Here is a 20,294-nt window from a genome sequence, read left to right as displayed (position 1 = left end):
TGCCCCGGCGAAACCCAAACCTGGGTAGGCCCCAGCGGCGACTTTTCCTACACCTGGGAGTGGACCCGAAACCCCGACTTTAGCCAGGTGATTGCCACCACCCGGCAGATTGCCCTCACCCAACCCGGCAGCTACCGCCTGACGGCCATCGACAGCTGCGGCAACTATTACCGCGACTCGGTTGTCATCACCCGGCAGACAGACCCCAGCACCCTGAGCCTCAACCTGCCGCCCCTATACGACCGCTGCATCCAGCAGGGCCGCCCCCTACAGGCCCCCGAAGCCCCCGGCCTTAGCTATCGCTGGACGGACGAAGACGGCAGCCTGCTGAGCGAAAAGCCTGTGTTTCTGCCCCCGAGCGGCCTGGGCGGCACCCTCACCCTCGAGATCAGCGACCGATGCGGGCGTAGTGCCACAGCCCAGGTAGAGGTCATCGACCCCGAGGCCTCAGCCGTACACCGCTGGGGCACCGCCTTCAGCCCCAATGCCGACGGCCTGCACGACACCTACCCGCCCGCCAGCTACCTGGATGGCGCCTACCGCCTGCAAGTCTTCAACCGCTGGGGCCAGCTGGTGTACACGGGCAGCCAGCCCTGGCGCGGTACCGACGGCAGCACCGGCAATGCCGATGCGCCCGAGGGCACCTACGTAGTGCACATCCAGGTGCCCGACTGCCAGGGTGGCACGCGTGAGCTGATCCGCACGCTGATGCTGGTGCGCTAGAATCCAGCCATCGGGGCCGTCTCCTGTCCGTTTATTGTTTTTTGGGCAGCCAAATGCCTTGCGGCTGGGTAAAAGCGGTAAGTTCACGGGATGAGAAGTAGCGCTTCGCGCCTCGGCCTGCTATTACTCTGGCTGGGCTGCTGGCTGGCAGCCCAGCCCTGTCTGCAGGCGCAGCCATCCTTTTGGCAGCCGGATAGCAGCCTGAATCGCGGGCGGCTGCGGCCCATTGTGCTCGGTACGGCAGCCGGAGTTACCGGGCTCTATGCGGGCCTGGCCACCGTGTGGTATGCGGATCAACCCCGGGGGCCCTGGCGCTGGTTCAACGACGGGGCCGAGTGGCAGCAGCTGGACAAGGTGGGCCATGCCTACTGGGCCTATCAGGAAAGCCGCATGATGATGGACCTGCTGCACTGGGCCGGCCTGGCCCGCACCCCGCGGGTTATCTTGGGTGGCCTTACGGGCTTCGTTCTGCAAAGCCCGATCGAGATCCTGGATGGCAGCGTATCCACCTATGGTGCCAGCAGCTGGGACCTGGTGGCCAACGCCAGCGGCAGCAGCCTGGCCATCCTGAATGAGCTGCTGTGGCGCGAGCAGCGCCTGCAGCCCAAGTTCAGCTTCTGGCCCAGCCCCTATGCCCGGCAAAACACGGAGCTGCTGGGCAGCGGCCTAAGCCAGGTGATAAAGGACTACAACGGACAAACCTACTGGATCAGCACCCCTATCTCGGCCTACTTTCACCACAAGCCCCGGTGGCTGCCCGCCTGGCTAAGCCTGAGTGCGGGCTACGGCGGCAGCGGCATGGTAGGGGGCTATGGCGAGCTGCCACGCGCCGTAATAGATGCCCGCGAATACCGCCGCTGGCTGCTGAGTGTGGATGTAGACTGGACACGTATCCCCACCCGATCGGGCCTGCTGCGCACGGTGCTTTACCTGATGAATATGCTGAAAACCCCGGCACCTGCCCTTGGCCTGGAGAAAGGAAAAATAGTAGGCTATGGCCTGTACTACTAGGGGCCTGCTGCCTGTACGTAGCACGGCAGCCCGGGTATGTATCGGCTAGAAAAGGAGCTCGGTGCGGGGCAGTAGCCTGCGCAGCGAATCTATGCCGGCAGCGGGTAGGGTTGCATTGCCCCGCAGGTCCAGTATGTGCAGGCTATCCAGCTGACCAAGCACATAGGGCACCCGGCCGAAGCGATTGTAGCTCAAATTCAGCACCCGTAGCCGCCGTAGTGCTGCAAAGGAGGGGGGCAGGCTATCCAGCCGGTTTTTGGATAGCTGCAGTACCCGCAGTTGCCCTAGCCTGCTCATTTGGTCGGGCAGCGCGGCTATTTCGTTGGCGCTCAGGTCCAGGTACTCCAGCCCGGGCATACCCAGGATGGTGGTATCCAGCTGCGTAAAGGCATTGTGGTCCAGCAGCAGCTTGCGCACGTCTTGCCTACCCGCATAGCGGGGGTCCAGGGCCGTGTAGTTCTGGTAGTTTAGCGTAACGACCGGGCCCGGCTGAATGGGCTGCCGTACCCTGGGCTCCTGCTGCATAAAGAAGAAGTAGAACACGCCCACCACCACAATAAGCAGGAATAGCATCCGCCGATTGCTCAGGGAAAAGCGACCACCTGGGCGCCCGGGGCGCTGCCGGTGGCTCATCCGCTGCATACGCGCCTCCCACTGCTGGCGCCGCTGCTTCAGCCGGTCGGGTAACTCATTTGCCATGCCGAAAGATAATAACAGGTACGGAGAATCCCCATTCATTCATAAAAACCGGATAAAATAGAACAAACAGCAGACAAATGGCCATTTTATGGGGACAAAGGCTATTTTTAGCTATATTTGTGCCGACGTTTTTTTCTTGCAAAAACGGACTCGAAACAATATCAAATTTGCAAAACATGGCGGCTACAAACCCGACAAACGATCCCCTTCAGGAAAGCGATTTGCTGGCCCAGCTGCGGGTCATGAATTTTCGCGACAAGAGACAGGATCAGACCCTGTCTGAACGGGATCTGCTGGCCTACGTTGTGAATCACACCCAGGACCTGGTTTTCTGGAAAGACCGGAATGGGGTGTACCAGGGGTGCAATGTGGGTTTTGCCCGCACCATAGGGCTGGAGAACCCGACAGAGATTATAGGCAAAACCGACGAGGAGCTGCTACGCCAAAAGGAAATGGCCGAGGCCTTTGCCGAGATGGAGCAGGATGTAATAGAGAATGACCTGCCCTATGCCAGCTACGAATTTGTAAAGTGCGCGGATGGAGAGGCCGAGCGCTGGATCCGCACCTACCGCCTGCCGATAAAAAACAGCTCGGGCAAGATAAGCGGCATACTGGGCATTGTGCGCGATGAAGAAGAGGAGTCTGCAGCACCCATCCGGGCGCGCATAGGCTTCTAGGTATCCCTCCCCCTGCTACCTTCTGTAACGCCTTCTGGGGGCGCACTGCCGTACAGAATGCGTGTGTACTACACTGGCAGCCAAGTGCCAGAGGGCTACTCAAAGGCAACGGTGAGGCCATCGTACGCCAGCTGTACCCGAGCAGGCAGCTCTGCCGACACCTCTTCATGGGTGCCCAGCAGGTGCGAGATGTGCGTGAAGTACGCCTGGCGGGGCTTCAGCTCGTCCACCAGGGCCAGAGCCTCCTGTAGGTTGAAGTGCGAGATGTGTGGCTCGCGCCGCAGGGCATTCAGCACCAGCACATCCAGTCCCACCAGCAGGGCCTTACTCTCGGGCGAGATGTAGTTGGCATCCGTTACATAGGCCAGGTTGTCGATCCGGAAGCCCAGCACGGGCATCCGGTAGTGCAGCACCGGCACAGGCAAAAAGGGCACGCCGGCGGCCTCAAAGGGCGCTGTGTCTATCTCGTATCGGTCTATCTGAGGAATACCCGGGTAGTTGGTCCCATCAAAAATGTAGGGAAACTCACCCTCCAGCCGCTGCAGGGTGTAGGCATCTGCCCATATCGGCATGGGCGTATGGTACTTGTAGTTGAAGGCGCGCACATCGTCCAGGCCGGCTACATGGTCCTTGTGGCTGTGGGTAAATACAACACCATGCAGGTCTTGCACGCCCAAGCGCAGCATCTGCTCCCTAAAATCCGGACCGGTATCTATCACCACCTGCTGGGCACCGTAGCGGATAAGCACCGAACTGCGGAGTCGCTTGTCTCTGGAATCCGTACTCTGGCACACAGCGCAGCCGCAGGCTATCACCGGCACCCCCTGCGAGGTACCTGTTCCCAGAAAAACGACCTCCTTCTTCATCTGCTCTACTAGGCTGCCTGGGCCTGTGTTCTTATTTTTTGTAACAGCTGCCGGTCGTCTTCCTCCAGCATGGTCTCATCCAGCTCTAGCTGCGGCAGCAGGTCCAGCAGTAGGTTTATTCTGCCCTCTATGGTAAAAATCTTGTTGAGCACCACGATACGTTCTTTTTTCAGCACACAGAAGCCCCCGGAAAAAGTACCGCGCTCATAGCGAACTCGATACCCACAGGCTTTCAGTATGTCTTCCAGTCGCTCCAGCAGTTTTTTGGTCAGCTTCATAGGCTAAAACTCGAACAAAGAACACGTAAACACAAGGCCGCGTTTCCACAGCCACTGTGGATAGTGTGGCCTCTCCATACAGGAGCGGGTGCCTAGGGCAGTGTCCAGTTTAGGCCTGCAAAAAAGCGGCGCCGCTGCGTGGGGCCATAGGCATAGGCGGTATCAAAGTCTGGACCGAAGGGATTTCGAGGGTCTATCAGTGGGCTGGGCTGGGTGTAGTCCAGCAGATTGCGCACCCCGATAAACAGACTTAGCTGCCTGCCCAGGCTTTTATCCAGCTGTAGGCTCTGCAGGCTGTATACTTCAGACCGGCTGGGGCGGCTATGTGGCTCGGGGAAGCTGGGTAGTTGCATGGGGCCAAAGACCTTGCCCTGCCACGAGAGCTCGATGCCTGCCGCCTTGTATTGCCAGTTTAGTGCCCAGTTTGCCGTATAGCGGGGCGCTAGCAGAATGGGCATGCGGGTATCGGCACCCCCCTCGCGTGCACGCTCATAGGTATCCAGCACCGTGGTGCCCAGGTTTAGGTGCAGGCTGGGCAGCAGCTGCCAGTCCACGCCCAGGGCCAGCCCGCGGGTAATGGCATACACGTCTCGGTTGGCATACCGGATCACATCCGGCTCGCTATAGTCCGGTATCAGGCGGTTCTCATAGCGGGTATAGAAGGCATCTGCCGTTAGGCCCAGCACCCCATCGCCCAGGGCTACAAAGGTGGCGTAGCCCAGGCTGGCACTCACGGATCGCTCGGGCTTCAGGTTATCCGCAAACTCCAGCCTGCGGGCACCCGTAAGGGCCGCGTGGTCCTCCGTAAACACATGCACGGTACGGAAGCCTGTACCCGTGTTTAGCCTAAGGCTACTCAGGGCACTTAGTTCCCACTTCAGGTTGAAGCGCGGAGCCGGTACCAGCCCGTGTGCCGCATGGTGGTCTGCCCGCAGGCCCAGCTGGGCGGCCCAGCGGGGGGCTAGCTGCCACCTATCTTCTACAAACAGACCGGGCACCCACTGACTATCCTGACGGGCGGTGGCCGGTGTGTTATCGTCATACACCTGATAGCGGTTGGCAAGGCCAAAGGTAAGGTGATGGGCACCCAGCTGCCGGTTGTGCAGCAGGTTGGCAAAGCCAATGTACTGCAAGGCCTTGTAGTATTGATCGCCATAGTAGCTGTTTTGCCAGTGGCCGGCGCTGCTGGCATCCAGCTGCCAGTGCTGGCCCAGGCCATAGCGGCCCAGCAGTTCTATCCGCCGGGTGCGGATGCTCTCGCCGTATATGGTGCTACTCCCCCGGTCTGTGGGCTTCCAGCCTAGCACGCCACCAAAGCGGTCCTCGTAGTATCCCCGGGCCGTAAGTACCGCCGGCAGCGTGCGGTTTAGCTGCCATTTTACAAAGCCACTAGCGCGGTCGTTCAGGGGCACATCGGTAAAGCCATCGCCGTTGTCATCCAGGCGCTGCTGCATGCGGTAGCCATTGGCAGCAAGTAGCAGGCTATGGCCTGCGGCTATCCTCGGTTTGAGCAAAAGGTCCAGGTTGGCCTCGGCATGTGTGTTTCCCCAGGAGCGCGCCCGCAGGCGGGGTGCGGCATCGGGCCGTAGGGTGATGACATTCACTACCCCGCCTATTGCCTCGGCACCATACAGGGTACTGGCAGGGCCTTTCACGATCTCTACCCGGTCGATCAGGCTGACTGGCAGGGAGTTTAACCCATACACAGCGGCCAGGCTACCCATAATCGGCATGCCGTCTATCATAAACAGGGTAGCCGCCCCATCCAGGCCATTGATGTGGAGGTCGCTGGTGCCACATACGCCGCAGCTAACGCCCTCGGTAACGCCATTTGTGGCAAAGAGCGACTCCATCAGCGTACTGCTGCCCGACTGCTGGAGGGCTTCGCCCTCAATGATCTCAACCTTCATGGGAGAATCGGCCAGGCGCATGGGGCTGGGGTTGCCCGTTACCACTACGGCATCAGTTGCCAGCGGCTCCAGCTGCACCTGCTGCAGCTCATCCACCCCCAGGGTGCGCGGCATATAGCCGGGAAAGCTAATGCGGATGCGGGCAGAAGCATCTGGCACGGCTGGCAGGCAGAAGCGCCCTTCGGCATCGGCATACACCCCCTGCTGGGTACCTATAATGAGGATGTTGGCACCGGCCAGGGGCTGGCCACTGTCATCTACCACACGGCCACAGGGGGCTGCCTGCTGTAGGGCCACACCTGCCTGCGGGGCGGCGGCTACGCACAGGGGCAGGCTTGCCCAGCACAATAGCAGCAGTGCCCCTGTCAGCTGGACCCGGTAAATAGGCAAAGCGGTAAACAACGGCACCTGCATAGGGTGAGTGAGCAAGAGTGGCGGCAAAATTAGCTTCTTTTTTAGTCTAATCGAAAAATATTTAGCCTAATCTAAAAAACCCTACTGGCAGCTGGAGGACAAGCGCCTGCATTGTCCGCGCTTGGCTTGTGTGTACTTTTGCAGGATGAAGCAGGCTATTACGCTAGCCGGGCAGCCGCTATCCTGCGTGGTAAAAAAGAGCAAGGGGGGCCGTATACGCCTGAGTTTTGATGAAGCGGGCAGTCTGGTGGTGCATACACCCACCGGCAGGCTGGATGAGGCCATGCCCTTTCTGCAAGAAAAAGCACGCTGGGTGCTGCGGCACGCGGGCCGCCAGCAGCAGGCACAGGCCGCAGCCCGGCAGTACCAGGCCCAGCTGCACCAGCAGGCTAGCCTGCTGGGCACCACCCGCCAGATACAGCTGCTAGATGCGCCCAGCCCCCGCTACCGCCTGGCTGGACCTGTGCTACAGGTGTGGGCACCGGCACACTACCACGCCCAGCCCAAACCCCTGCTGCGCTACGCCCTGCGGCGCCTGGCCGACAACTACCTGAAGCAGCGAACCCAGGAGCTGGCTGCCCACACCGGCAACCAGCCGAACCAGATCCGGGTAAAGAGCCACAGCAGCAAATGGGGAAGCTGCAGCAGCAAGCGCAACCTGAACCTGAACTGGCACCTGATCCTGTTTGACAAAATGGTGATCGACTACGTGATCCTGCACGAGCTGATGCACCTGCGCGAAATGAACCACAGCCCGCGCTTCTGGGCCCATGTGGCGCACTACATGCCCCACTACAAGGCAGCGATCCGTATCTTGCAGGCAGAAACATGGAAGATCGGGATATACGACTGAGGCGGCTTGCCAAATGGAAGTGGCCAGACCTCATCCTGCACGAGGATGACGACCTGCTGGTGGTGAACAAGCCACAGGGTATAGCCAGCACCCCCGGCCGCTCCAGCCCGCAGCGCAGCCTGGAAGAGATAGCCCAGCAGCACAACCCCGACCTGAAGGCCGTGCACCGGCTAGACAAGATGACCACGGGCGTGCTGGTATTTGCCAAGCATGCCGAGAGCTACAGCCACCTGAGCCGCCAGTTTCAGCAGCGGGGGGTATACAAGGCCTACCTGGCCCTGGTAAAGGGGCAATGGGAGTTTGACGGCTTTGAGGTGGAAGCCCCCATAGCCCCGGCCAAGCGCGGGCTGGTGAAAATAGATGCCTGGGCAGGAAAGCCAGCCCTCACCGTCTTCTATACCGAGAAGCTATACCAGCAGGCTACCCTGCTGCGGGCCGAGCCTGTAACGGGCCGCATGCACCAGATCCGCATCCACCTGGCCAGCATCCACTGCCCCATTGTGGGCGACACGGCCTATGGGGGTACCGACCTGTATACCCGCGAGCTGATCCGGCGCGGCTACCGCCACAAGCCCGAGGAAGAAGCCTGGCCTATAAACACCGAGTATGTGCTGCACGCCTGGCGCCTGGGCCTGGTGCACCCCCGCACCGGAGACGACCTGCGTATACAGGCCCCCCACAGCCCAAACCTGGCCGTGTGCCTGAAGCTGCTGGAAAAGCACTCCGCTGAGTAAGTAAGAGGAATAGGCTTTGCCCGCTAAGCTAGCTATCTGCGTATTTTATTGTCAGTTCATCTTCTAACTCAAAAAAAGTAAGCGCAGCTTTTATTTTTTTGAATTTCTCAGAACTGGAAAGGTTCACCTCAATAAAGCAGTTATCGCTGATAGAATAAGGCATTCTCAAGCCGATAGAATCATGGCTAATACCAAACTTAGTTCGGAATGAATTAGTAAAGAAAGATTCAGGATGATCCAGAAAGAGCCTCTCAAATACCGCTTTATAAAGATCGGTTATCTTTGTAACTTCTATCCGATTGCTTAAAAAAACAACATATTCTAGCTTTTGATTAGTAGGGTCATCTGCGTCAAATATACTGATTTCTTCATTAACTCCTGACAAGTGCTTCGCACCTAATTTTAGATCAGGGTATTTCCATATTTCTAGGAAACGATCGCGTATAATATCAAAACGCTTTTCAAGCTCATCCTTACCCCATCTCTCTAATTTGGAGAGATGCTTGTTCATCCAAAGACGACTGTCGCTATATCCTAAGCCATTCAGGTCTCTCTTTTCCTTGAATGATTTATTACCCAGCTTCCCGTTGTTGCCTGATAAAGTAAGATTTGAGATTGTGTGCTGTCGCTTCTTCATAAATTCAAACTCCTCATCATCCAGATCATCACGCCATGAGCTATCAGGATTTTGAGGAAAAATATGTTCAATAGTAATGTCTGAGTTGTCTTCAATTTTAACAAATTCTTTGTTTTCGTGATTTTCAAGTTTTTCTAATAAATAGAACTTAATTTGTTTAGAATTATAAATATCCTTCGATTTCAATGCATCTATAACTTCACCATCATCTGGAAATCTATGATTGCCCGATCGACTTATTAAATGCCGTTGAATTGATGCTAAGTAGTCATCTGAATCTATTTTTTCGTGTAAGTTCATAAATATTTTATTTAAAGCATTGGTTGGAAGAGAAACGATGAATCTTCTTACAATGAATGACTCAATGAAATCAAAGATTTCTAGTAAAACCTGCTTATCAATTATCTGGTTGCTATAGTCATCATATACTTTCATTAAAAATGGAAATGCAACATTTACCTCTAGTCGCTTTATAGAAATCAATCGTAACCTGATTTCCTTGTCTTCTTCTTTATGCGGATTTACCAGCTTATTAAAGTGTTTGCTCAGTTTTTTTATATCTGATAAATCTTCCTTCAGTTTCTCTATTGAAGTGGCCTTATATTTTTGTTTAAATTCTTCATATACATTTTTCTTGTTGGGTATTCTTCTGTTTATTAGCGTTAGATAGTCTCGAATGTAGTCAGATACTAAATTCTCATTTCTTTTCTCATTCCTAGCTGACTCCTCTATTTGAAACCAAAATTCTTCATAGATCACTTCTTGATCTTGACTACTTAGTTCCATCAAGATATAATTTCTTATAAGGTCTGCCTGAGACAATGCCAATCCCGTGGAGTTTAAACTCTCAAAAATTCTCTGTGGATCATCTTTTCCTCTTTCTAAAGAAATCTCAACAAACATGAGCTTAGAAAGACCTCTTCTAACATCATTGTAATTATCTTCTGTTATGTTCTTTCTAAAATACTTAAAATTATTAACAAAATTAGAGTATCCGATAAGCTCTGATTCCCGACAATCATAGATATACTTAAAAAATTGTTCGTTGTTTTTGGTAACTTTTAATTTAAATTTTCCTTGTGGATTTTTATCAAATTTATTTATCAAATAGGTCTCGTCTATTTCTTGAATGTTTTCCTCTTTTTTTAGATCCTTAAAAAGATGACGTAGGGCTAAGTAGATAAGAGTAAGTGTTGTTAGTCGTTGTTGACCATCTATTATCGTAAGTTTCGTTATCTGCGAATGAGTATACACATCATTATGTAAAAAGACGATGCTACCAATAAAATGAGCAGACACATCTTTGTTCTTCCCTGCACTAATAATGTCGTTAAATAATTGCCGGCAGTCTTGAATGGACCAGTCGTAGTTTCTTTGGTATACAGGAATTACGAACTGAGTCCTAGCCTTGGAGATAAACTCCTCTACTTTTGTTTCTACCGCTTTCATTGGTTTTTTGCGAATAGTAACTTCTTAGAATACGAATTTTTGCAGCTAGGCTTCATGACGAACGTTTTGCGCTACTGCAAGCCTCTGTGATTAGCCGCAAGATACTCATATTAGTTTAGTTATTCAATTCAGTTATTGCCTGGTGCACCCCCGCACCGGAGACGACCTGCGCATACAGGCCCCCCACAGCCCAAACCTGGCCGTGTGCCTGAAGCTGCTGGAAAAGCACTCCGCTGAGTAGTAGGTGCGCAGCGCAGTGGGCTGACTGGCTGACTAGCAGAACCTGGGGCTAAGAACGAATCAGGGATTGCAGGCCCGGGTTTCTTCCAGGCCGAAGGGGTCCCAGTTCACTACGCGCTGCTGGGGGCAGGTGTTTAGGTACACAAGGAAGCTACCTATGGCTATGCCTACAATTACCAGGATCAGCACCAGCTTCTCGCGGCGAAAACGCAGCTTGAGTTCTACTACCTCGCGCTTCAGCCGGTCTGCCTCCTCTATGTTTCGCAGCACAATGTTCAGGCGGTTCATGGCATTCTCGCCCTTCACAATGTACTCGTAGGCACCATTATCTAGTATGTCCATGGCAGTCTGCACATCGTCCTGGGCCGAGAATAGGATTACCTTCAGGTCGGGCTTCTGTTTGCGCACCTCCTTCAGGGTATCCAGGCCGGTTAGCTGCCCCTCCAGGTGGTAGTCCAGTATCACCAGCACGGGCTTTATCTCTTTCAGTTTGGCCAGGCAGTCTTCGCCCCGGGTAAAGTGGTGCACCGAAAAGCGTTTTCCGAGCTTGGCCGTCAGGGTGGCAGCCCAGGTGGGCTCGTCTTCTACGATGAGGATGGGGGGTTTTTCGCTAGCCATGCGGATGCAGATTTTTTTCGCGCGGTTGGGTGTAAAAAAAAGAAAACCAAGATAGGGCTTTTGAACCGGAGTGGTTGTGTTTTCTATCCGGCGAATAATCCAGAGGTATCCAAAAAAGCCTGGAGTGGCACGTTGGTATTTTCTGTCAGCTGGTGGCGGCTGCCCTCCCAGGCCTTTTTTCCCTGATAGAGGAAGAGCACATGGTCGCCAATGTGCACCACACTTTTGATGTCGTGTGTAATCACCACGGTGGTCATTCCGTGCAGCTGGGTGATGTCTTGTATCAGTGCGTCTATCACATGGGCTGTTTGGGGGTCTAGCCCGCTGTTGGGCTCGTCGCAAAAGAGGAACTCGGGCTCCAACGCAATGGCGCGGGCTATGCCTACGCGCTTTTTCATGCCCCCACTCAGCTCGCTGGGATACAGGGGGTTCGATCCGGCCATCTGCACCCGCTCCAGGCAGTAGTTTACGCGCTCCTTTATCTCGCCCTTGGTTTTGTGGGCCAGGGTGTGCAGCGGGAAGGCCACGTTCTCTTCCACCGTCATACTGTCAAATAGGGCCGAGCCTTGGAACAGCATGCCTATGCGCAGGTGCAGGGCGCGGCGGCTAGCGGCATGCAGCTTCCAGTAGTCCTGTGTACCCGTCTTTGTTTCATACAGCACCCGCCCCTTGTCCGGCCGCAGCAGGCCTACAATGGTTTTTACCAGCACGGTCTTTCCGCCCCCGCTGCCACCAATAATCATATTCACCTCACCACCCCGAAAGTGGAAGTCGATGCCCCTTAGCACCTCCTTGTCGCCAAAGGACTTGCATATGTTTTCTATCCGGATGCTCATGGTTTTTTCGCTACAATTATAGCATCATCTCGGCCAGTGCATAGTCTGCACACAGGATGGCAATGCTGCCGCGCACTACGGCCTTCTTGCTGGCATCTCCTACCTCAAAGGCGCCACCCCGCACATAGTAGCCCTGGTAGGCAGAGATGCTGGTGATGAGGAAGCCAAATGTAAGCGCCTTGGTAAGCATAAAGGTGATCTGAAAAGGCTCGAATACCTTCATTACACCCTGATGAAAGATGGCCTCAGGAATGATGCCCGTAAACTCGCCAGCCATGATGCCCCCCAGGTGCTGCAGGAAGACGGCAAAAATAATGAGGGTGGGAAAAGCCACCAGGGCCCCCAGCAGCTTGGGCAGGATCAGGTAGCTGGTGCTGTTTACACCCATTACATCCAGGGCATCTATCTGCTCGGTAACGCGCATGGTGCCCAGCTGGCTGGCTATGTTTCCGCCCACCTTGCCCGCCAGCACCAGGCTGGTGATGGTAGGCGCAAACTCCATGATGCTGGTGGTACTCATCACACTGCCGATGAGGCTAAGGGGGAAGTAGGCACTCTCCAGCTGGTAGGCGGTATTTACCGTAGTAACCGCACCGATGAAGAGGGCCGTAATAAGCACAATGGGCACACTGCCTACCCCGATATAGTGGATCTCGGCCAGGGTGGCGCGTACATAGATCGAGATCTTCTCCCGGGTGGTGAAGAGGGAGCGCAGCATCAAAAAATAGATGCCCAGGTTGTGCAGGGCCTTCAGCATGTGGGTAAAGATAAGAAGAACCCCGCAGCTGCACCGCCCTGCGCGGCTCTGCCACAGCACCCCGGCATAGCCCCTGCCTGCTATCTTTGCACCACAGGCTGCCACTGCGCCTGGGGGATAGCTTTTGTAGCCCACAAAAAAACAGACTACATGGAAGACAACGAGAAGATGCAAGGCCTGCGGCGGCGGCTGGTACGCACCCTGGAGAAGGAGGGGATAACGGATGCACGGGTGCTGGCAGCCCTGGGGCAGGTGCCGCGCCACTGTTTTGTAGAAACGGCGCTGGCAGAGCAGTCGTACGAAAACATTGCCCTGCCGATAGATGCCTCGCAAACCATCAGCCAGCCCTACACTGTGGCCCGGCAGACAGAGCTGCTGCAGCTGCCCGAGCGGAACCCCCGGGTGCTGGAGATCGGCACCGGCAGTGGCTACCAGGCAGCCGTGCTGGCCCAGCTGGGTGCCACGGTATTCTCGGTAGAGCGACTGGAGGCGCTGCACAAGCAGGCCCGCAAGCGGCTGAAAGACCTGGGGTACCGCGTGCACCAGAAGTGTGGCGACGGTAGCCAGGGCTGGCCCGCCTACGCCCCCTACGACGGCATCATCGTAACGGCGGGGGCACCGGCCATCCCACAGAGCCTGTGCGAGCAGCTGGAGGTGGGCGGACGCCTGGTAATACCCGTGGGCGACCGAGACCAGCAGTACATGACCGTGATAACCCGCACCGCGCCAGACAAGTGGGTGCAAAAGCGCCTGCAGGCCTACCAGTTTGTACCCCTCATCGGCGAAGCAGGCTGGCCCCGGCAGCAGTAGCACCCGCGCTTGCCAGGGGCAAACTACCCGCCTGCCACCGGCCTGCAGCAAGCACGAAAGTGGTAACTTGCCCAAATGACCCGCTTGCGTACAGCCTGGATGGCACTGCTGCTGGTGTGTGCCAGCAGCCAGGCACAAACAGCCCGGCAACAGGCTAATGCCCTGCTGCAAAGAGCCAGAGCGCTGATGCAGCGCGAGCAGTACGACTCGAGCCGTGTGCTGCTAGCGCGCGCGCGGAGCCTGTACCCGGATAGCTATGTATACGACTACGAGCTGGCCTATAGCTATATGCTGCAAAAGGACTATGCACAGGCACGGGTATATGCCCCGCGCATGCTAGCCTACAAAGACTCGGACGACGGTAGCTACCAGTTTGTGGGAGATCTGTATGACTACAACGGGGCTTTTGACCAAGCCATGGCTACCTATGCACAGGGGCTAAAAAAATACCCCAAAAGCGGACGGCTATACACCGGCAGGGGCATAGCCCAGGGCCGGCAGGGTAACTGGGATGAAGCCATAGGCGAATACGAAAACAGCATACGTGCACAGCCCGAGTATGCAGGGGCTTATTTCTGCGCGACCCCTATCCTGGTGGATATAGAGCCGTTTGGTGCCGACATCCAGAAACCAGGTGATTTCTACGCTACCCCTATCCTGGTGGATAGCGAGCCACAGCGCCTGCATGGCCTGCTGTACGGCGAGCTGTTTATGAACCTGGAGCGCAATACCAGACGTACCGAAAGCATGAGCCTAACCCTCTACCAGGGATGGAATAAGGCGATCACGGTAGATAGGGCCAGCCTGACGATGCGGGTATCGCTGAGCGGAAACCCACTCGATATACCCCACAAAGAATTGGAAAACATGAAAATGAAATCCGTGCTCCCCTTTACCTTTCAGTTTGCACTCGCGCTGGCAAGGGGGACGGATGTATCGCTGCTGCTAACCGGACCAGACGACCAGCTAAGTATAGCCAATCTCCTGATGTTGCGCGCGGGCTTCCTGCAGCTGTGGGATGAGAAGAGCCAAAAGGCGTATCCCAATGTCCTGATCTCCTACTGGCAGCAGCTGGAGCGGGCAGGCCACCTGGAGGCCTACCACTACTGGCTATTCAGCCAGGCGCGTCCCCAGGAGTTCGAAGCTTGGCTGCTAGGCCACTATGCGGAATACGAAGACTTTTTCAACTGGTTCAACCAATACCCCCTGGTACTTAGCCCCAAAGCCTACTATGTACGTGGATATTATGAGCACTAACCTACCCCCCGCCCCATGCGCATCCAGGTAGCCCGCACACATGGTTTTTCGGGCCACCGAGACTGTGTGTATGCCCTGGCCCCCGGGCCAGAACCACATCAGTTTTTCAGCGCAGGTAGCGATGGTGTAGTGGCCCTGTGGGACGCACGCACCGGCGAGAGCCTGGGCGGCATCCTGCAGGCGCAGGCACCCATCTACAGCCTGCTGTATGTGCCCGCACACCAGCTGCTGCTGGCCGGGCAGCAAGACGGGGGCCTACACTTTGTAGACGTACAGGGGCGCAAGCTGCTCCGGAGTGCCAAGGCGCACAGCAAGGCCATCTTCGACCTGCAACTGCACCCCGAGGGGCTAATGGCCCTAAGCCTGAGCGAGGAGGGGCGCGTGTGCCTGTGGGACCTGGTGCAGCTGAAGGCCAGCCTGCAGCTTACCCTCAGTTCGGCCAGCCTGCGCAGCCTGGCCTTCCACCCACAGCAGCCCGAGTTTGCCATAGGGGGTAGCGACTGCCAGATACGCGTATACCACAGCCAGCGGCTAAGCCCCATACGCCAGTGGCAGGCACATAGCATCAGTGTTTTCAGCCTGTGCTACAGCCGCGACGGGAGCCTGCTATTCAGCGGCAGCCGAGATGCGCACCTGAAAAGCTGGGACCCCCACCACCACTACAGCCTGGTAAACGACGTGCCGGCCCACCTGTTTGCCATCAACCACCTGGCCTACCACCCGCACATAGACCGCATGGCATCGGCCAGCATGGACAAAACCATCAAGCTGTGGGACCCCCTGACCCTGACCCTGCTAAAGGTGATAGACCGCCCGCGCAGCCAGGGGCACAGTAGCAGCGTAAACAGGCTGCTGTGGCTGGCAGACGGCAGCCTGATCTCCGCATCGGACGACCGAACGGTACTGCAGTGGGCCACGCTGTAGACCCGCCCGCGCTGTGCCCATATAAGCTACCCGAATGGCCACCTGCCCCTTCTATTTTATCCGGGTGGCATTGATAGTTGTCGGTCATCTCTGTGGCTTTGTGTACCTTTGCATCCTACCATTCCAACCCTCCTGAAAACCATGTCAAAAATCCTCGTAATAGGCGCCGGAGGCCAGCTAGGCCTGGAGCTGCTGCCTGCACTGGCTGCCCAGTATGGCGATACACAGGTGGTAGCGGCAGACCTGCAGCCCATACAGACACCCTATACCCAGGTACAGCTGGATGTAACAGACCGGGAAAACCTGGAGGTCATTATCCGGCAGCACGGGGTTTCGCAGATCTACCTGCTGGCAGCCTTTCTGTCTGCCAAGGGGGAGGAGCAGCCCGCCCTGGCCTGGAGGGTGAATATGAATGGCCTGATGAACGTGCTGGACCTGAGCGTTAAGCACCAAATCCAAAAAGTGTTTTGGCCCTCTTCCATCGCCGTTTTCGGCCCCAGCAGCCCCAGCACGGCTACGCCCCAGCATACGGTGATGGAGCCAGCCACCATCTACGGCATATCCAAGCAGGCAGGCGAGGGCCTGTGTGCCTGGTACCACCGCAAGCATGGCCTGGATGTACGCAGCCTGCGCTACCCGGGCCTCATTAGCTACAAGGTGCAGCCCGGTGGCGGCACTACAGACTATGCCGTGCACATCTTCTACGAGGCGCTGGCACGGGCTGCCTACACCAGCTTTCTGGCTGCCGATAGCCGCCTGCCGATGATGTACATGCCCGATGCCGTACGGGCTACCCTACAGCTGATGGAAGCCCCCGCCGAAGCTATACGGGTGCGCCAAAGCTATAACCTGGCTGCTATCAGCTTCACCCCGGCTGAGATTGCCGCGGCTATAAAGGCCCATATACCCGAGTTCCAAATCGATTATGCGCCAGACTTTAGGCAAGCGATAGCCAGCAGCTGGCCCCAGAGCATAGACGACAGTGCCGCACGGGCCGACTGGGGCTGGCAGCACGAGTACAACCTGGACCGCATGGTGGCGGACATGCTGGAAAACATGAAGAAACTGCAACTAGCCGGCTAGCCACTCCCGGGCATCCTCCAGGCTGGCAAAATAGGCTACCTCCAGCCGCCCCCCCGGAAAGTCGAGCATCGCGTTCTTCGAAAACTCATCGAGCGATAGGGCGGCCATTGTCTGCCGCCGATACACCAGTGCTATGCGGCTCAGCCCAAGCTGAACCATACGGGGCAGCCAGGTTTCGTTGGCCCAATGGATCACCTCGGGGTCCAACTCTAGCTGGTCTCGGTTATCGCTAAGCCAGTACAGCGGATGATAAACGTCCTGCAGCGCATCATAGTAGTCTGAGGCACGGTCTACATTCGCCTCCATCTCTCCCACAGTCTGAAAACTGCGGTACTGAACCATTACGCAGGGGATCTCTTCATCCAGCAAGCAGGCAAACTGCTCGTTCTCAAACAATATACGCATCCGGCAAGAGTATGTACAGTATTACTAGGGGTTCCGATAGATCCTTATAGCGCAAAGCACAATGAAAAGGTTGACCAAGATAGGCAACAAACCTTAGTTCGATATCAGAAAGGGGTTGTGCACCCGCTCGTGGCCTACAGTAGTATCTGGGCCATGGCCTGGGTACAGGCGGGTGGCATCGGGCATACTTAGCACCTGCTTGTGAATACTCTCAATCAGCTGTGCGTGGCTACCACCAGGTAGGTCTGTGCGTCCGATGCTCTGCTGAAAAATGACGTCGCCCACCAGCGCCTGCCCCGACTCAGCATGATACAAAAGCACCGATCCCGGCGAATGCCCGGGTGCCCAGCGTACCTCCAGCTCCAGGCTACCTACACCAAAAGTACTACCCGCCCGGAGCAGCCCCGCAGGGGGTGGGCTGGCCTCTACCCCGTCTATCCCCCAGTGGGCGGCTGTAGCGGGCAGGCGCTGCAAAATACCCTGCTCCTGCTCGTGTATCCAGGGCCTAAGGCCATAGGTACGCTCCGCCCACGCATTGCCAAACACATGGTCCAGATGGCAATGCGTATTGAGCAGATAGGTAGGCTGTAGCCCATGCTGATTTATGTAGTCTTGCAGCACCATCTGCTCCCGCTCGAAAAGGCAACCGGGATCTACAATGGCGCACACACCCGCCTCATCCCACAGCAGGTAGGTGTTCTCCATAAACATGTTGAAGGTAAAAGACTGCAGTTGCATGAAGACCGTAAGGGGCGGAGTATAAAGCCTACTTTTCCAGCTTGTTTATAGCCTCCAGTTCTCGCGCTATCGCCTTCTCCAGGGTGCTTTGCTTGTCTTTTGCCTTGCGTACATGGTAGCCCTGATACACCAGCTGACCGGTAGAGAGGTTATATAGCTCGGTAGAGAAGGAGGTGTTATAGTCGGGTGTAGCATTGTAGTACAGGCCATAGGGCAGGGCAGGCAGGGCCACGATGGTGGCGGCCAGCACGGCCCCCTTGTTCTGGCGCCGCTCCACCGTGCGCAGCACACGGGTGTGCCCCACATAATCGGTTCCGTATCGGGCCTGTATCTCGGGTGAACGCCCGGGGTCCATGGGCAGTAGTTCTACCCCCCGGTGCTGTTGCCGCTCGGCCAGCCACTCATTCAGGTAGCTCAGGTCATTATAGGCTGTCGCCATATTTGCCTCAAACAGGCTCGGGGCTAGCACGGCGGTGGCAATGGGGCCCTGCCCCGTGGTATCGGCCAGTATCTTGCACACGGTGCTTGTGCCGGCCACATCCGTAGCCAGCTGCTGCTGGCCCTCTATGCGCTTATCCACTACCAGGTACTCCGGCTCATTTAGCAGGATGCGGTCAATGCGTGCCGTTGTCTCGGCCTGCCGCACTTCCGGGCTCTGCTCCACCTTCTCTTCTTTTGCCTGCTTTTCCTGGTTCGGGTCAGAATATCCGGATACTTCTGCCAGGCGCACCTCTACCCAATCGCTGTTTCGGCGGAAAAACTCAAATCTTTCCACAAAAGCAGGGTCCTTCTTCAGGTCTACAAAAGCGTATCGGACAAAGCTGCTCTGGCGCACTTTTGGGCTCGTGTAGGTAATGCCGTCTATGGTAGTGGCACGGGGTGCCGCGTTAGCACTCAGGTCCTCGGGGGCGGCGGGCTGGTCATACAGTTCATTCAGGCTAAGAATGTGCTGACTAACCAGAGACTTCAGCAGGGCATCGCTCAGCCCGGCCAGTTCCTCGTCCTGCGGAAATTCCTTTCGAGCATTCCACGCATGGATGCAGGCTACACCGGTTAGTTCGCCCGGGCTCATCCGGTACAGCAGGTGGTGTAGCCGCTGCCAGTAGCCCTCTTGCTGCTTCCAGTCGGGCAGCACCACATACTTCTGGTTGGCGTTGGCGTACTGTGCCAGGGCGTACAGTGCCTTCACCCGAGCTTTGGTGAGGTAAAGATTGTTGGGATAGAAGAACTCCAGCATGTAGGTGTCGTACAGGGCTGCCACATACTGGCGCTGCAGCAGGCGCAGGCGTATCTGCTCAAAACGGCACAGCTGGTGGCAGGCAGCAAAATCCTCCTCGCTTACCTGAAACCACTGGGTGCCCTGGCCAAAGAGGGGGCCCGCCAGCTGGTTTACCTCTGCCCGGCGGCGCAGGATGTTTGGGTGGGGGCTTAGGCGCTCGTTGTCAAATATCTCTTCCTCGGTTATGCCGCGGGTTTTGGGCAGGACATAATCGGCGGGGAAAAGGAGATAATCTGTTTGCAGGCGATCTGCTACAAAGAACATATCGTCGTAGGGATAGCGCGCGTACAGAAGATAGTCGAACACAAAGTTGGGGGCAAACATGTGGTACTTCGTGTCCTTGTAGTACTGGAAGCCATACACATCTGCGGCGGCGGCCTGCTCGGCAGTATACAGGCTATGGTCGAACACACGTGCCTCCAGTGGGGGCTTTTGCAGCTCGGCCTGGTTAGCGCCCAGGGTTAGGCGCTGGCTATAGTTGTTCCAGGCGTGCTGTAGCTCATAGTTGGCAAACTCCCGGCACAGGATGTAGGCCAGCTCCGCCTCTGTCTCCAGTTGGCAGAAAAGCCCAACCGTCAGGAATACATCTCCCTCAAGCGTGGTAAAGGCATTGACGGCGGGACTTTTTACCACATAAAAACGGAGGCGGCTCCGCAGCGCGCGGTCGTCTCGCAGGATAAAATCGGCCACGCGGCCAATATACTGGGCAATGGGGTCGTTTAACAGGACGGCTCCGCTGCTCTTGATCTCTGCCAGCAGGCTATGGTTATCCGTGGGTGTCAGGCTTCCCTGCTGCAGGCTGTCCTGCCCATTAGTCGCCTCCGGGTCGGGCAGTGGAGGCACAGTGGGCCGCAGAAAGTTCTGCGGGATGGGTGCCCGGCTCTGCAGCGGGGGATACGTATGAAAATCATGCTGCTGCCCCATGGCAGCCCCCCACAGGCCACAGGCCACGCAGGCGCACTGCATGCACACCCACCAAAGCCACGGCCGAGAAAGGGTTCGGATCGCTTGCTGCATACTCAAATGTACATCAAATATGCTTTCGCTGGTAAAAGCACAGATCGTATGAACGAAAAAAACGGGCACTTGTGGGTGC

The 20,294-nt window shown here is 56.4% G+C and carries 20 protein-coding genes; 9 read left to right on the top strand and 11 right to left on the bottom strand.

The window, feature by feature from the left end; translation table 11 throughout:
* The coding region (locus LW884_04050) for a gliding motility-associated C-terminal domain-containing protein (GenBank protein ID MCE3007506.1) at positions 1-723 on the top strand (723 nt) is incomplete at its 5' end.
* A 90-nt stretch (positions 724-813) separates the two neighbouring features.
* Entirely contained in the window at positions 814-1,734 is a 921-nt protein-coding gene (locus LW884_04045) for a YfiM family protein (GenBank protein ID MCE3007505.1), read from the top strand.
* 45 nt (positions 1,735-1,779) lie between these two features.
* Here LW884_04045 and LW884_04040 read toward each other — a convergent pair whose 3' ends face one another.
* Positions 1,780-2,433, bottom strand: coding sequence for a leucine-rich repeat domain-containing protein (locus LW884_04040; GenBank protein ID MCE3007504.1), 654 nt, complete (start codon positions 2,431-2,433; stop codon positions 1,780-1,782).
* 242 nt (positions 2,434-2,675) lie between these two features.
* Here LW884_04040 and LW884_04035 point away from each other — a divergent pair, with 242 nt between their 5' ends.
* Positions 2,676-3,110: a PAS domain-containing protein gene (locus tag LW884_04035; protein MCE3007503.1), complete on the top strand. Its 435-nt coding sequence runs from the start codon at positions 2,676-2,678 to the stop codon at positions 3,108-3,110.
* Between the two features lie 95 nt (positions 3,111-3,205).
* Here LW884_04035 and LW884_04030 read toward each other — a convergent pair whose 3' ends face one another.
* The 3 genes from LW884_04030 to LW884_04020 form a co-directional block, all read right to left on the bottom strand.
* On the bottom strand, positions 3,206-3,976 hold the full coding sequence (locus LW884_04030; GenBank protein MCE3007502.1) for an MBL fold metallo-hydrolase: 771 nt from the start codon (positions 3,974-3,976) through the stop codon (positions 3,206-3,208).
* 8 nt (positions 3,977-3,984) lie between these two features.
* Complete coding sequence (locus LW884_04025) at positions 3,985-4,254, bottom strand: hypothetical protein (protein ID MCE3007501.1); 270 nt, start codon at positions 4,252-4,254, stop codon at positions 3,985-3,987.
* Between the two features lie 92 nt (positions 4,255-4,346).
* Positions 4,347-6,554: a TonB-dependent receptor gene (locus tag LW884_04020; protein MCE3007500.1), complete on the bottom strand. Its 2,208-nt coding sequence runs from the start codon at positions 6,552-6,554 to the stop codon at positions 4,347-4,349.
* Positions 6,555-6,723: 169 nt separating this feature from the next.
* Between LW884_04020 and LW884_04015 the strand changes: the two genes are divergently transcribed.
* Both LW884_04015 and LW884_04010 read left to right on the top strand, forming a co-directional pair.
* Positions 6,724-7,431 carry a M48 family metallopeptidase gene (locus tag LW884_04015; protein ID MCE3007499.1) on the top strand — a complete coding sequence of 236 codons (708 nt, stop codon included), beginning with the start codon at positions 6,724-6,726 and terminating at the stop codon, positions 7,429-7,431.
* On the top strand, positions 7,407-8,165 hold the full coding sequence (locus LW884_04010) for an RluA family pseudouridine synthase (GenBank protein MCE3007498.1): 759 nt from the start codon (positions 7,407-7,409) through the stop codon (positions 8,163-8,165). Before LW884_04015 ends, LW884_04010 begins: the two co-directional genes overlap by 25 nt.
* Before the next feature lie 28 nt (positions 8,166-8,193).
* Here the strand turns inward: LW884_04010 and LW884_04005 are convergent, their stop codons facing one another.
* From LW884_04005 to LW884_03990, 4 genes are all read right to left on the bottom strand, one after another.
* Positions 8,194-10,251, bottom strand: a complete 2,058-nt coding sequence (locus tag LW884_04005) for a DUF262 domain-containing protein (GenBank protein MCE3007497.1) — start codon at positions 10,249-10,251, stop codon at positions 8,194-8,196.
* A 300-nt stretch (positions 10,252-10,551) separates the two neighbouring features.
* A complete protein-coding gene (locus LW884_04000) occupies positions 10,552-11,109 on the bottom strand; it encodes a response regulator (GenBank protein MCE3007496.1) in 558 nt (185 codons plus the stop codon).
* Between the two features lie 83 nt (positions 11,110-11,192).
* On the bottom strand, positions 11,193-11,945 hold the full coding sequence (locus LW884_03995) for an ATP-binding cassette domain-containing protein (GenBank protein MCE3007495.1): 753 nt from the start codon (positions 11,943-11,945) through the stop codon (positions 11,193-11,195).
* Positions 11,946-11,961: 16 nt separating this feature from the next.
* Positions 11,962-12,690 carry an ABC transporter permease gene (locus LW884_03990; protein ID MCE3007494.1) on the bottom strand — a complete coding sequence of 243 codons (729 nt, stop codon included), beginning with the start codon at positions 12,688-12,690 and terminating at the stop codon, positions 11,962-11,964.
* Positions 12,691-12,852: 162 nt separating this feature from the next.
* Between LW884_03990 and LW884_03985 the strand changes: the two genes are divergently transcribed.
* The 4 genes from LW884_03985 to LW884_03970 all read left to right on the top strand — a co-directional run bounded on the left by LW884_03985 (position 12,853) and on the right by LW884_03970 (position 16,776).
* On the top strand, positions 12,853-13,512 hold the full coding sequence (locus LW884_03985; protein MCE3007493.1) for a protein-L-isoaspartate(D-aspartate) O-methyltransferase: 660 nt from the start codon (positions 12,853-12,855) through the stop codon (positions 13,510-13,512).
* A 75-nt stretch (positions 13,513-13,587) separates the two neighbouring features.
* A complete protein-coding gene (locus tag LW884_03980) occupies positions 13,588-14,769 on the top strand; it encodes a tetratricopeptide repeat protein (GenBank protein ID MCE3007492.1) in 1,182 nt (393 codons plus the stop codon).
* A 15-nt stretch (positions 14,770-14,784) separates the two neighbouring features.
* On the top strand, positions 14,785-15,693 hold the full coding sequence (locus LW884_03975; protein ID MCE3007491.1) for a WD40 repeat domain-containing protein: 909 nt from the start codon (positions 14,785-14,787) through the stop codon (positions 15,691-15,693).
* A 141-nt stretch (positions 15,694-15,834) separates the two neighbouring features.
* Positions 15,835-16,776: an NAD-dependent epimerase/dehydratase family protein gene (locus tag LW884_03970; GenBank protein MCE3007490.1), complete on the top strand. Its 942-nt coding sequence runs from the start codon at positions 15,835-15,837 to the stop codon at positions 16,774-16,776.
* Here the strand turns inward: LW884_03970 and LW884_03965 are convergent.
* From LW884_03965 to LW884_03955, 3 genes are all read right to left on the bottom strand, one after another.
* Positions 16,765-17,181 carry a hypothetical protein gene (locus LW884_03965; GenBank protein MCE3007489.1) on the bottom strand — a complete coding sequence of 139 codons (417 nt, stop codon included), beginning with the start codon at positions 17,179-17,181 and terminating at the stop codon, positions 16,765-16,767. The two genes, LW884_03970 and LW884_03965, sit on opposite strands and share 12 nt — an antisense overlap.
* Before the next feature lie 93 nt (positions 17,182-17,274).
* The gene (locus LW884_03960) at positions 17,275-17,919 is read right to left on the bottom strand and encodes an MBL fold metallo-hydrolase (protein ID MCE3007488.1); all 645 of its coding nucleotides are present in this window, start codon (positions 17,917-17,919) and stop codon (positions 17,275-17,277) included.
* Positions 17,920-17,947: 28 nt separating this feature from the next.
* The gene (locus tag LW884_03955; GenBank protein ID MCE3007487.1) at positions 17,948-20,164 is read right to left on the bottom strand and encodes a M48 family metalloprotease; all 2,217 of its coding nucleotides are present in this window, start codon (positions 20,162-20,164) and stop codon (positions 17,948-17,950) included.
* Positions 20,165-20,294: the final 130 nt, after the last annotated feature.

It is taken from the genome of Bacteroidota bacterium, from assembly GCA_021300195.1.
In the GTDB taxonomy this organism is placed as follows: Bacteria; Bacteroidota; Bacteroidia; order J057; family JAJTIE01; genus JAJTIE01.
This window is presented reverse-complemented; position numbering and strand designations above follow the sequence as displayed.